At 59.1% G+C, this 12,951-nt stretch carries 10 protein-coding genes; 3 read left to right on the top strand and 7 right to left on the bottom strand.

What is annotated here, in order from left to right:
* Positions 1 to 219 precede the first annotated feature (219 nt).
* Genes purT through HNR38_RS16815 form a run of 4 tightly spaced genes read right to left on the bottom strand, consistent with a single transcriptional unit; the run spans position 220 to position 2,721 of the window.
* On the bottom strand, positions 220 to 1,419 hold the full coding sequence (gene purT, locus HNR38_RS16830) for a formate-dependent phosphoribosylglycinamide formyltransferase (RefSeq protein WP_183706506.1): 1,200 nt from the start codon (positions 1,417 to 1,419) through the stop codon (positions 220 to 222).
* Between the two features lies 1 nt (position 1,420).
* Complete coding sequence (locus HNR38_RS16825; RefSeq protein ID WP_183706504.1) at positions 1,421 to 1,603, bottom strand: DUF1289 domain-containing protein; 183 nt, start codon at positions 1,601 to 1,603, stop codon at positions 1,421 to 1,423.
* Positions 1,590 to 2,132: a DapH/DapD/GlmU-related protein gene (locus HNR38_RS16820; protein ID WP_183706502.1), complete on the bottom strand. Its 543-nt coding sequence runs from the start codon at positions 2,130 to 2,132 to the stop codon at positions 1,590 to 1,592. The genes HNR38_RS16825 and HNR38_RS16820 overlap by 14 nt, the downstream gene beginning before the upstream one ends.
* Before the next feature lies 1 nt (position 2,133).
* Entirely contained in the window at positions 2,134 to 2,721 is a 588-nt protein-coding gene (locus HNR38_RS16815; protein ID WP_183706500.1) for an NUDIX domain-containing protein, read from the bottom strand.
* 132 nt (positions 2,722 to 2,853) lie between these two features.
* Between HNR38_RS16815 and HNR38_RS16810 the strand changes: the two genes are divergently transcribed.
* Positions 2,854 to 3,411 carry an NUDIX hydrolase gene (locus HNR38_RS16810; protein WP_183706498.1) on the top strand — a complete coding sequence of 186 codons (558 nt, stop codon included), beginning with the start codon at positions 2,854 to 2,856 and terminating at the stop codon, positions 3,409 to 3,411.
* Here the strand turns inward: HNR38_RS16810 and HNR38_RS16805 are convergent.
* The gene (locus HNR38_RS16805; protein ID WP_183706496.1) at positions 3,390 to 3,701 is read right to left on the bottom strand and encodes a YqfO family protein; all 312 of its coding nucleotides are present in this window, start codon (positions 3,699 to 3,701) and stop codon (positions 3,390 to 3,392) included. The two genes, HNR38_RS16810 and HNR38_RS16805, sit on opposite strands and share 22 nt — an antisense overlap.
* A gap of 442 nt (positions 3,702 to 4,143) precedes the next feature.
* Positions 4,144 to 8,049, bottom strand: coding sequence for a phosphoribosylformylglycinamidine synthase (purL, locus tag HNR38_RS16800; protein ID WP_183706494.1), 3,906 nt, complete (start codon positions 8,047 to 8,049; stop codon positions 4,144 to 4,146).
* Positions 8,050 to 8,307: 258 nt separating this feature from the next.
* On the opposite strand from purL, the gene mltF reads away from it, so the two are divergent.
* On the top strand, positions 8,308 to 9,825 hold the full coding sequence (gene mltF, locus HNR38_RS16795) for a membrane-bound lytic murein transglycosylase MltF (RefSeq protein WP_379919312.1): 1,518 nt from the start codon (positions 8,308 to 8,310) through the stop codon (positions 9,823 to 9,825).
* Here mltF and HNR38_RS16790 read toward each other — a convergent pair whose 3' ends face one another.
* Positions 9,826 to 10,308, bottom strand: coding sequence for a regulatory protein RecX (locus tag HNR38_RS16790; RefSeq protein WP_183706491.1), 483 nt, complete (start codon positions 10,306 to 10,308; stop codon positions 9,826 to 9,828).
* 143 nt (positions 10,309 to 10,451) lie between these two features.
* Here HNR38_RS16790 and HNR38_RS16785 point away from each other — a divergent pair, with 143 nt between their 5' ends.
* Positions 10,452 to 12,908: a DUF349 domain-containing protein gene (locus HNR38_RS16785; RefSeq protein ID WP_183706489.1), complete on the top strand. Its 2,457-nt coding sequence runs from the start codon at positions 10,452 to 10,454 to the stop codon at positions 12,906 to 12,908.
* Positions 12,909 to 12,951 lie beyond the last annotated feature (43 nt).

Raw genomic sequence — 12,951 nt, 5'->3', positions numbered from 1 at the left:
TGGGGCGCATTCTACAGCGAATCGCCACCTTGTCAACCACTTTCTTGCGAATCACCTCAAAAAAATTACTAAGCGATTCAAGCGGTTACACCTCCCAAAACACCCCGCCTTACGGCCGGTTGCCTCAAGAGAGATGCGCATTCTACAGACCTCTCCTGAGGTGTCAACGGGCGCTGTGAATTTTTTCTGAAAACATTCACAGCGACCACCCGGGATCTCTCAGTCTAGATGCACCTGCACCCGGTTCGCCACTGCGCAGGCCTTTTTTCTTGCCTCGGCAATATCCGCTCCAATGGCCAGGCCAACCCCCATCCGGCGTCGACCACTGACACCCGGCTTGCCGAACAGACGGAGTTCCGTATCCGGTTCCTCCAACGCCTCTGCCAGACCGCTATAGCTGACAGAGGTGGACTCACCCTCGGAGAGGATAACGGCGGAGGCGCTTGCCCCATACTGACGGATATCCGGAACCGGCAGGCCCAGAATGGCGCGCGCATGCAGTGCGAATTCGGACAATCCCTGGGAGATCAGTGTTACCAGGCCCGTGTCATGAGGACGTGGCGACACTTCCGAGAACCAGACGTCATCGCCCTTGACGAAAAGCTCGACCCCGAACAGGCCATAACCACCGAGATTTTCCACCACTGACCGTGCAATTTTTTCCGCCCGCTCCTGAGCGAGGCTCGTCATCGGATGCGGCTGCCAGGATTCCCGGTAGTCACCATCCTCCTGGTAGTGGCCAATCGGTGCACAGAACGAAATACCATTGCAGTGACTGACTGTCAGCAGCGTAATCTCATAGTCAAATTCAACAAAACCTTCGACGATGACGCGCCCCTTCCCGGCGCGCCCACCACTCTGGGCGTAATCCCAGGCTGCTTCGACATCGGCGGCGCTTTTAAGAACACTCTGTCCTTTACCAGACGAACTCATGACCGGCTTGACGACCGATGGATAACCAATCGCTTCAACAGCGGCGAGGTATTCCTCCCGATTGCTGGCGAAACGGTACGCAGAAGTGGGTAATTGCAGTTCCTCGGCGGCCAGCCTGCGGATACCTTCCCGGTTCATGGTGAGATTGACCGCACGGGCGGTCGGCACCACCTGATAGCCCTCGCCTTCCAGTTTGACCAGTTCAGGCGTGGCAATGGCTTCGATTTCCGGAACAATCAGGTTCGGCTTTTCGCGTTCGACAACCGAGCGGAGCGCATGGGCATCGAGCATGTCGATCACGTGGCTTCGATGGGCCACCTGCATTGCCGGCGCATTCTCATAACGGTCTACCGCGATCACTTCCACGCCAAGGCGTTGAAGTTCAATGACCACTTCCTTACCCAACTCGCCGGCACCGCAGAACAGCACCCGAAACGCGTTATCCGACAACGGCGTACCGATGCGTGCAGAATTACTGTCTGTCATGTCAGAGGGCCACCTTTTTTTCCCTTTCCGCCACTTTACGCAGGACCTCCCTGCGCTCCTCGTTTGTCATCCGGGTCCAGTAAAGGATTTCATCACCCGTGCGCTGGCACCCGATACACATATCATTCTCGTCCAGCGCGCATACGGCCACGCAGGGCGAGCGGACTTTGTCATTCATGCTCATGGACAGGCTCACAGCGTTTCAGTTGGGCCTTATAGCGCGCCGCATTCTGGACATAATGGGCAGCACTCATCTCCAGCATTTTCATCTGCTGGTCAGTCAGCTGCTTTTTGATCTTTGCCGGCGAGCCAACCACCATGGAGCCGTCAGGAATCTCCATACCCTCTGGCACCAGCGTGTTGGCGCCGATCAGGCAATGCCGGCCGATCTTCGCGCCATTAAGCACCACCGCATTAATACCAACCAGCGTGAAGTCACCGATCTGACAGCCGTGCAGCATAACCTTGTGACCGACCGTGACACCGCGTCCGATGTCGAGCGGGATTCCGGGATCGGTATGCAGCACCGAGCCATCCTGGATGTTGCTCTCGGGCCCCACCGTGATCACATCGTTATCACCACGGATCACCACATTGAACCAGACGCTGCTATGCTCCAGCAGTCGTACACTGCCAATCACGGTTGCGTTGTCCGCAACAAACTGTCCGTCGCCAACCAGCTCCGGACGCCGGTTTTCCAGTTCATAGAACACGTCAGTTTCCTCCCGGGGGCTCCAGCAAATCGATCCCGGCATCGTACACGGCATTCAGGAAGTCAACCAGAACCACCGCAGACAACCCCCAGATCTGGAAACGCTCCCAGCGGTAACAGGGCACGTAGTAGGTATCGTTAAGGAAACTCAGGGCGTCCGTCCGCTCGCGGCGATCCTCAAGAAAGAAAGACACCGGCACCCGGAAGACACTTTCAATTTCCTCCGGGTTGGGCTCAAGCGGATGATCGGCGGGCACAACACCAACGTAGGGTGTCACCAGAATACCGTAGCGGGAAATCACCTGACTCAGCGGCGCGACAATCTGCACCTGGTCCGGCGGCAGGCCGATCTCCTCATGGGTCTCCCGCAAAGCGGTCATTTCCAGGGAACGATCACCAGGGTCCCGCTTGCCTCCGGGGTAAGCGACCTGCCCCCGATGGGTATTCAGGTTGGCGGACCGGAGCGTGAAGATCATCTCGGGATTATCCCGGTCGTCCGTTAAAGGCACCAGAATGCCGGCTTCCGGATAGTCCAGCGCTAGCAGGCGGGGTGAGTAACCGGCCAGCTTTGCAGTCAGAAGCTCCCGCACTTGCCGCTCCGGTTCGAGACCAAGGTTGAATGAGACACAACTACTCCAGATGGTTAAACTGGCCTGATAATGGTTTCAGAAGCCCTTGATTAAGGAGTCTACAATTAACTCCTTCAGTATACGGGGAAAACTATGAATTATTGCAGCACCTGCGGACACCCGGTGGAACAGCGGATTCCAGAGGGAGATAACCGGCATCGTTTTGTATGCCCGAACTGCGACACCATACATTACCAGAATCCCAACATCGTGGCGGGCACCGTTCCGGTCTGGGAGGGGAAAATCCTGCTATGCCGACGTGCCATAGAACCCCGGTATGGATACTGGACCCTGCCGGCGGGCTTCATGGAAAACGCCGAGACAACCGTTGAAGCTGCAGCTCGTGAAACACGGGAAGAAGCCCTGGCCGAAGTCGACATACACGGGCTGTACTCGATCATTGATGTCCCCCACATCAATCAGGTGCACATGTTCTACCGGGCAACCCTGATGGATGGCACCTTCGGTGCAGGCGAGGAGTCCCTCGAGTCACAACTGTTCCTGCCAGAAGACATCCCCTGGCAGGAACTGTCTTTTCCGACCGTACGTAAAACACTCGAGCTCTTTCTGGAAGACATGCATTCCGAACAGTACCAGGTCCATATCAGTGCCATCCGCCCCGAGGACCGCTACAGATCTTCTATCCGATAGACCTCGTAGGCGGGCTCCTCATAGGGGTGTGCCGCCTTCAGCGCGGCCAGCGCTGAGTGAATCAGGCCATCCTCGCAGACCAGTTCCACCTTGTATTCACTGACCTTCTCAAGCTCTCCGGCACTGCCGAGAAAAGGATCGCTGCCCGCCAGAGGCCGAAACTGCCCCTGCCCCTGGCACTGCCAGGCACAGCTGTCGTAGTCGCCGATCTTTCCGGCACCGGCTTCAAACAAAGCCCGCTTGGTCTGGTCGAGATGACTTTCGGGCACAAAGTAACTCAGCTTGTACATTTCACCCCTCATTTCGATCAACTTTTGCTCAATACTGGAATTTCCAAAGTTACCCACAAAATCTGTGGATAACTTTGGGGAAAGTTTTTGGGAATCGTTCCTGAAGCCCCGTGATTACTGACCTTAACTCAAATTGGCGACAAATTCGCCCACTTAAATAAAGCTTTTATTTTCAGATAGTTACAAATAGCGCCCAAAAACTGAACGGCGTGTTCGATCTTTGGACGCTGATTCACCAAACTGGCACCAGGAATGTGCATAAATTGCAAGATCAACCCCTTGACAGCCCCTCGCCAAGCATTTTTTTCCACTGAAAACGCACCTGAAGCCTAATTTATCCGGCGCATGCCTGCACCCTGTTTCCTTACAGGCATAAAAAAACCGGCCAGACTGCCCCGCCGGGGGACAACCGTGGCCGGTTTCGGACCGGAGCTGGCGCCGATCAGCCGAGCCAGCGCCGGGCGTTACGGAACATCCTCAGCCAGGGGCCGCCTTCCTGCCAGCCATCCGGCCTCCAGGAATGCTGGGCCGCACGGAACACCCGCTCCGGGTGCGGCATCATAATAGTGACGCGCCCGTCCTGGCTGGTCACACCGGCAATGCCCTGCTCAGAGCCATTCGGGTTGTACGGATAGCGGGTGGTTACCTGGCCACGGTTATCAACATACTGCAACGCAACCAGACCGTTATCGGCCAGAGCCTGGGCGGAGTTGCCGGAAGCCAGCTCAATGCGACCCTCACCATGGGCCACCGCAATGGGCATCCGGGAACCGGCCATGCCTTCCATGAAGGCCGACGGCGACTGAGGCACCTCCGCCATTACGAAACGCGCTTCAAACTGCTCAGACTGGTTCCGGACAAACCGGGGCCAGCCGATGCTGCCCGGAATCAGTTCGTGCAGGTTTGACAGCATCTGGCAGCCGTTACAGACACCCAGCGCCAGCGTATCCTGACGGTTGAAAAACGCCGCAAATTGGTCGCGTACGCGGTCGTTGAACAGGATGGATTTGGCCCATCCTTCTCCGGCGCCCAGTACGTCACCATAGGAGAAGCCACCGCAGGCTACCAGGCTCTGGAATCCTTCCAGGGTAACCCGGCCGGACAGCAGATCGCTCATATGCACGTCCACGGCATCAAATCCGGCACGGTCGAAGGCTGCCGCCATCTCGACCTGGCCATTAACGCCCTGCTCCCGCAGCACAGCCACCCTCGGCCGTACGCCTGTGGCAATCGCAGGTGCCGCGACGTCCTCATTGAGATCGAAGGACAGATCCGCACTGAGACCGGGATCGGCCTCATCCAGCAGGTTGTCGTATTCTTCCAGGGCACAGTCGGCGTTATCACGCAGGGACTGGACGCGATAACTGGTCTCAGCCCAAAGCCGCTGTAGAGCACTGCGGGGTTCATCAATCACCGAGTCGCCCATGAAGGTCAGCCGCAGCCGGTCCTTGTCATTCAGGCCACCGATCACGCTGATATGGTCACCCAGACCGGCTCCAGAGAACTGCTGGAGCACAAACCCGGTATCATCACGACGAACCTGGATAACCGCACCAAGCTCCTCATTGAACAGCTCACGGGCAAACTGACTGCTGTCTTCTGCCAGACCATCAAGCTTGATGTCGGCGCCGGTATGGCCGGCAAAGCACATCTCAGCGAGGGTGACGAACAGACCACCGTCGGAACGGTCATGGTAGGCCAACAGCTTGCCGTCGGCGTTCAGGCCCTGGATCACGGCAAAGAACGCCTTGATATCCTCGGGGTCGTCAAGATCCGGTGCGACGGCGCCAACATGGCGATACACCTGCGCCAGTGCCGACCCACCCAGGCGATTCTGCCCGGCTGCCAGATCAATCAGAATCAGGTCTGTCTCACCAGCATCGGTCCGCAACTGGGGCGTGAGCGTGCGGGTAACCTCGGTAACCGGGGCAAAACCACTGACAATCAGCGACAGGGGCGCGGTCACGCTTTTCTGTTCACCATTGTCCTCTTCCCAGGCGGTCTTCATGGACATGGAGTCTTTACCGACCGGAATGGTAATACCCAGCTTCGGGCACAGGTCCATGCCAACCGCACGAACCGTCTCATAGAGGTTTTCGTCCTCGCCGGGATGGCCTGCTGCCGCCATCCAGTTGGCAGACAGGCGAATATCGGAGAGTTGGCTGATCGGTGCCGCCGCCAGGTTGGTGATCACCTCGCCAACCGCCATCCGGCCAGAAGCCGGCGCATCGATCACCGCAACGGGCGTGCGCTCACCCATCGCCATGGCTTCGCCACTGAGGGTGTCAAACGAGGCGGCCGTCACAGCTACATCACTGACCGGCACCTGCCAGGGCCCGACCATCTGATCCCGTGCGACCAGACCTGTGATCGTGCGATCCCCGATGGTAATCAGGAAGCTTTTTGACCCGACCGACGGCAATCTCAGGACACGGCGCACCGCATCGTGGAGATCCACCTTGGTGGAATCGAAGATGGGCTTGGTAAAGGAGGAGCGTTCAACGCTGCGGTGCATCCGCGGCGGCTTGCCGAAAAGCACGTCCATTGGCAGGTCGACCGCCTTGTCGTTGAAATAGGCATCCGCCAGTTCCAGATGATGCGCCTCGGTGGCCTCGCCAATTACGGCGTAAGGGCAACGCTCACGGCGACAGAGTGCGTCGAACGCATCCAGATCGTCCTCGGCAACCGCCATGACGTACCGTTCCTGGGATTCGTTACACCAGATCTCCAGGGGCGACATGCCCGGCTCATCGCTGGGAATGTCACGCAATTCGAATTTGCCGCCACGACCACCGTCCTTGACCAGTTCCGGCATGGCGTTTGACAGGCCACCGGCGCCAACATCATGGATAAAGCAGATCGGGTTGTCGTCGCCCATCTGCCAGCACCGGTCAATCACCTCCTGACACCGGCGCTCCATTTCAGGGTTACCACGCTGAACCGACGCAAAATCCAGATTCTCGTGACTGGAACCGGAATCCATGGAAGAGGCCGCACCGCCACCCAGGCCAATCAGCATGGATGGCCCACCCAGCACAATCAGGCGCGCGCCTGCCGGAATATGGCCTTTTTCGACGTGGGATTCACGGATATTGCCAAGCCCGCCGGCAATCATGATCGGCTTGTGATAGCCGCGCACTTCCTCTCCGGCGGCACCGGGCACCTTTTCCTCAAAGGTGCGGAAGTAACCGGCCAGGTTGGGCCGGCCAAACTCGTTGTTAAAGGCAGCACCACCAATGGGGCCATCAATCATGATGTCCAGCGGCGAGGCGATGCGCTCCGGCTTGCCATAACCGATTTCCCAGGGCTGCTCGTCCCCGGGAATGTTCAGGTTCGAAACGGTAAACCCGGTCAGGCCGGCCTTGGGCTTGGAACCGCGCCCGGTGGCGCCCTCATCCCGGATCTCGCCACCGGAACCGGTGGCGGCGCCGGCAAACGGGGAAATGGCGGTCGGATGATTATGGGTTTCCACCTTCATCAGAATGTGGATCGGCTCTTTGTTGTAGCCGTACACACCGGTTTCGGAATCCGGGAAAAACCGTCCCGCCTCGCTGCCGGCAATGACCGAGGCGTTATCCTTGTACGCCGAAAGCACGCCTTCGCGGTTCATCTCGTAGGTATTGCGGATCATGGCGAACAGGGACTTTTCCTGCGCTTCGCCGTCAATATCCCACGAGGCATTGAAAATCTTGTGGCGGCAGTGCTCGGAGTTCGCCTGGGCGAACATCATGAGCTCCACGTCCGTCGGGTCCCGGTCAAGGTTTTTGAAAGACGTCACCAGGTAATCGATTTCATCGTCCGCCAGCGCCAGGCCAAGCCGTGCGTTGGCATCCTCGAGCGCGTCACGGCCGCCGGCAAGCACACCGATACGGTTCAGGGTCCGGGGCTCCTCCCGACTGAACAGCAGTTCGGCACCGCCCATTTCGTGGAAAACTTTCTCGGTCATCCGGTCATGGAGAAGTGCGGCGATCTGTTCCCGCTGTTCCAGGCCAAGCTTGCTGCCGGAGCGGATGTAATAGGCAACACCCCGCTCAATCCGGTGGATCTGACGAAGACCGCAGTTGCGGGCGATGTCAGTGGCCTTACTGGACCAGGGCGAAAGCGTACCCGGGCGGGGAACAACCAGAAACAGCACACCTTCCGGTTCTTCCACCTCGACACTGGGCCCATAGGTCAGCAGCCGGTCCAGCACCGCCTGTTCGGAATCGGAGAGTTCGTCATCGAGATCCACAAAGTGCATGAACTCGGCGTAGACATGCGTCACATTCGGAACCAGTTCGTGGATCCGGGAATGCAGCTTGCGGGAACGGAAAGGCGAGAGCGCGGGTGCGCCGCGAAGTTCAAGCATGATATCAACCTGTATCGCGCGAAACGGGGGTCGTCTGAAAGGCGGCAATGATACCGGAAACCACCCCCGGGATACAGCGCAGAGACTGCAGGTACAATCCGTACTATTGATGCCCTCTCGAAGGTTGATTGAGGGGATTAATTGACCTCCCCCTTCCATGAGGTGATCATTACCCCATATTACTCACCAGTGCGCCCATGCTGACGACATGAAGGCTGCACACCCGAAACCGGATTACCGCTTAGAGCACCGGAGAATATCGACTTGCCAGCGATTTCCTGCCACACACCAATCAGACACCTTCTGGTGGCGCTTATCGTGATCACTGCGATCGCGATGGCAGGCTGCTCGCGCCCGAGCACCCTGCAGGAAATTCGTAACGAAGGCGTTGTGCACGTCATTACCCGCGTCGCCCCTTCTATTTATTACCAGCAGGAAGACAGCGCCAGCGGCTATGACTATCAGCTGCTTCGCCAGTTCGCGGAGGATCTGGGGGTTGAGCTACGGATCCGCGTTGCCGACGACAACTCCGAGGTCCTGTCCGTCCTGTCCAATAATTACGCCCACATCGGCCTGTCGGGGCTGACAGACCAGCAACCCATCAGTGAGCAATTCCGCACGGTGCCGACCGGCATCAAGGCCCAGTCGCTGGTGATCTATAACCGGGAAGCCCCGCGCCCCCGGTCGCTGGAGGAACTGCGCGGTGAAACCCTGCACATGCTGGCCGACAGCAATCATGAGTTCCTGCTGGCCGACACACCGGACGCCCCCGGACCGATCCCGAAAGTTCACCCCGGGCTCGACGCGGCCGGCCTGCTGGCTCGAGTCGAAAGCGGGGATTTCAGCTACGCCGTGGTGGCCTCCAATGAAATGGAGCTGAACCAGGTTTTCTTCCCGATGGTCAAAAAAGGGTTTGCGCTTAACGAACCCCGTGAACTGGTATGGCTGCTCCCGAAAGAACAGGATGGCACGCTGTACAATGCCCTGACCGGGTTCATGGAAAAGATGCGCGGCAGCGGCGCCCTCGCCCAGATCCGTGAACGCTTCTACGGCCACCTGGACCGGCTGAACTATGTCGGCGCCCGGACCTTCATGCATCACGTGGAGAACCGGCTTCCCCGCTACAAGGACCTGTTCGAGCTCTACGCCCGTGAAACCAGCCTGGACTGGCGACTGCTCGCGGCTATTGGTTACCAGGAATCCCACTGGCGCCCCAACGCGGTTTCCCCCACTGGCGTTCGTGGCCTGATGATGCTGACCCAGGCGACCGCCCGCCATGTCGGCATCAACAACCGCCTGAACCCGGAAGAAAGCATTGAAGGTGGCGCCCGCTATTTCATCCGGGTTCGCGACAAGATTCCCGAGCGGATTCCCGAGCCGGACCGAACCTGGTTCGCCCTGGCCTCCTACAATGTCGGCTTTGGCCATCTGGAGGATGCCCGGCGCCTGGCACAATCGGCAGGCAAGGACCCGGACCGCTGGATGGACGTAAAAGAATTCCTGCCATTGCTGGCGCAGAAGGAATGGTATTCAAAAACCCGTTTCGGCTACGCCAGAGGATACGAGCCGGTGATTTACGTCCAGAATATCCGGCGTTATTTTGATGTTCTGGTCAGGCTGACCGAATCCCACCTGCCAGGCACCGCCGAAATGGATGGTGAACTGGCCTGGCTGGAAACCGATTCTCCGGAAGCAGAGGACGAAACCCTGGCCGCCAAGGCTGCGCCGAACGACCTGGTGCCCTCTGAGCTTGGGCCGATTCCCCCCACACTGTAACTAGCGGTCATCCACAGGCGCCGTTTGCTCAAGCGCCCACTCCACCTGCGTACCCGAGTAACCCCGCTGGGACAAAAACCGGACCTGCTTCATTTTAAGCTTCAGATCGTCATCGACCGGCTGCAGACCAAACCGCTTCTCCCGGGCTTTCACCGCCCGTGCGCACCACTCTTCCTCGGTTACCTCCTGCAAAGCGGCAGGCTTCTGCCCAATGCCCCGCTGCTGCAGTTCCGCCAGAATGCGGACCGGGCCGTACCCCATGTCCATCCGCTGTCGTGCAAACACATCCGCAAAGCGCGCATCATCCAGCCAGTTCTCACGCTCGTATTCATCCAGCACCGTCTCGATGATTTCCTGGGGAAGGCGTCTCTGGCGCAGCTTCATGGCCAATTCCTGTCGGGAATGCTCACGCCTTGCGAGCAACCGGAGCGCCAGCGATCGGGCCCGGTATTCGGGATCTTCCTGTTTTTCCGGTTTTGACATATCGCCCCTTTCCGCATGGAGGTGCAAGACGCTAGACTAGCGTCCGATTCTTACGACCGCCCGGCACCCAAACGTGCTGAAGGCCGGTGGCCTGGCACTCTGCCGCCACCGCAGACTGGTTTCAATGCCGAAGGATACTTTATATGGCCGCATTCATTCAGAAACTTTTCAAAACCCGCAAGGCAACTCCCGTCAAACACCCGAGCGCCCCGGAACCCTCTGAATCGAGTCGGCAGGAAACAGAAGAAAAACGCGATAATCAGCGCCAGCAACAAAGCGAGTTACTGGCCTCCCAGCCGAGCCCGGAGACCCTGGCAGAACTGGCAACGGACGGTGTTACAGCCGCCATTCGGCTGGAGGCGGCCCGGCAGCTGGCAGACGAGGCGCTGCTTCAGCAGGTTCAGAAACTCGCCAAGGGCCGTGACAAAGGCGTATACCAGACCGTCAAGCAGACGCTGCAGGCGATTCGCGAACAACAGAGTGAAGAAGCCGCCAACCAGGAAAAACTGGCCCGCCTGATTGCCCAGGTCAAAGAACAGGCGATCAGCGAGGATACCAAGCTCTACCAGGCCAGACTGGAAGCTCTGCTGGAGAGCTGGAAAACCGTAGAGGACAAGGCTTCAACAGAACAGACCCAGGCGTTCCTGGAGGCTGTTCACCAATGCCGGGCACGCCTGCAGCAACTGCAGGAAGCGCGGGAGGAAGAACAGAGACACCGGGACCAGGCCGGGCAACGTCACGAAACCCTGGCCCTGTTACAGAGAACGCTTGAGGACCTTAAATCCGGTGAAACCGGGGAAACACCCTCCCCCTCTGCCCTGGATGCCCTCCAGAAAACCCAGGAAAATCGCTGGCTGGAGGCCACACGCGACACTCACGTCGAGAAAAACGAGCAGAAGAACTACGAGCAGGCCATGCAGAGCCTGCGCAGTTATCTCAGCGCCGTCCGCCAGCTTGAACAGGCACGCACACGTCTGGCTGAAATCGAGCTATCCGAACCGGCGCAACAGCCAGCCATTGCCAGCGCCCTCCTGAAAGACCTGACCTGGCCGGAAGGGTTCCGCCAGCCCCAGTCACTGATTCATCTGCAGGAACTGGCCGGCAAAGTCCCCACACCAGAGCCAACACCAGCGATCGACCGGGAAAAGCTCAAGGCCCTCGTTGATGAACTGGCGCAGACACTGGCCGCCCTGGACGCCGCCCTGGACACCAAACAGCACAGGGAATCCAGACAGCTGCTGAAGCAGGCGCAAAACCTGTTCCAGAAACTGCAGCCGGGGCAACGCCGGCAATTCCAGGCGCGCATGCACCTGCTTGCAGGGCAGTTCCGGGAACTGGACGACTGGCAGGGGTTCGCCACCGAACCCAAGCAGGTGTCCCTGTGCGAGCAGATGGAGTATCTGGCCGAGCAGCCCATGGAACCGGAAGCCAAGGCCGAGCGCATCAAGGAACTTCAGAATGAGTGGCGGGACCTGGGCGGTTCTTCCAACCGGCCGCTGTGGGAACGCTTCAAGTCGGCGTCGGATCGCGCCTACGAGCCCTGCAAGGCCTACTTCGAGGCCAAATCCGACCTCAAGAAAACCAACCTGGAGAAACGCCAGGCCATCTGTGACCAGCTCGCCGCGTTCGTCGAGGAAGCCGACTGGGACACGATCGACTGGAAGGCCGCTGAGCAGATCCACCAGACCGCCCGGCAGGAATGGAAAGAAGCCTGGCCCATTGATTTTCGCGACAACCGCCAGGTTCAGAAACGGTTTGACAGCCTGCTGAAACAGCTGGAGCGCCCGCTGAACGAGGAACGCCAGAAAAACGAAGCCCTGAAAAAGGACATCGTCGAAAAGGCTCAGGCCCTCGTGGATCACGAGCCTTTGCAGGAAGCGATGGATGAGGCCAAGGCTCTTCAGAGTCAGTGGAAAGCTGTGGGCATCACCCGTCACCGGGAAGACAGAAAGCTCTGGAAAGCATTCCGCCGGGCCTGCGACGACATTTTCGCGCGTCGTGAGGCGCATCGCTCGAACCGACAAAGAGCCAGCGAGGAAGCCGATGAAGCAGCCCGCGAACTGCTCCGGCAGTACGCTAACCTTCATACCGGCTCTGATGACATCACCCTGCAGCAGGCCCGGGAAGCCCTGGCCAGAGCCGATGCCACTCCGCTGGGCAACGACATGCGACAGCAGGTACAGCAACTGTGCCAGCAGGTGAACAAGCTGGTTCGCAGCCGCGAACTGAGCGCCCGCATTGCCGGCTGGCAAACCCTGATAGAAGCACGCGCCAGCGCCCAGGAAACTGTTCAGGGCGCCCCGGATCACTGGCCGCGACTGGTTAATCGCAACGAGGCGATCAATGCCCGAGATCTCGTTATCCGGGCAGAAATCCTGGCCGGTGCGGACACGCCAGCGGAAGATCAGGGCCGCAGGATGGAGCTTCAGGTAGAGCGACTGGCACAGGGTATGGGGGCCGGCAGTTCGGCATCCAGCCCGCTTGAGGAGCTCGAAAAACTGGTTGCCCACTGGTGCCTGCTGCCAGGCCTGGAAGATGCCACCGCTGAATACGCCGGACGACTGAGCCGCGCCCTGGAGGCGCTGAACCAGGCCGACTGATGCCCGCTGTCATGGACAGATTGTCACGAAGCACAGCGGCAGA

This window comes from Marinobacter oulmenensis, from assembly GCF_014201735.1.
Lineage (GTDB): Bacteria > Pseudomonadota > Gammaproteobacteria > Pseudomonadales > Oleiphilaceae > Marinobacter > Marinobacter oulmenensis.
This window is presented reverse-complemented; position numbering and strand designations above follow the sequence as displayed.

Coding starts and splice junctions, on each gene's coding strand:
- purT (WP_183706506.1), bottom strand. CDS start 1,419: ATGACAGACAGTAATTCTGCACGCATCGGTACGCCGTTGTCGGATAAC.
- HNR38_RS16825 (WP_183706504.1), bottom strand. CDS start 1,603: ATGAGCATGAATGACAAAGTCCGCTCGCCCTGCGTGGCCGTATGCGCG.
- HNR38_RS16810 (WP_183706498.1), top strand. CDS start 2,854: ATGAATTATTGCAGCACCTGCGGACACCCGGTGGAACAGCGGATTCCA.
- HNR38_RS16805 (WP_183706496.1), bottom strand. CDS start 3,701: ATGTACAAGCTGAGTTACTTTGTGCCCGAAAGTCATCTCGACCAGACC.
- purL (WP_183706494.1), bottom strand. CDS start 8,049: ATGCTTGAACTTCGCGGCGCACCCGCGCTCTCGCCTTTCCGTTCCCGC.
- HNR38_RS16790 (WP_183706491.1), bottom strand. CDS start 10,308: ATGTCAAAACCGGAAAAACAGGAAGATCCCGAATACCGGGCCCGATCG.
- HNR38_RS16785 (WP_183706489.1), top strand. CDS start 10,452: ATGGCCGCATTCATTCAGAAACTTTTCAAAACCCGCAAGGCAACTCCC.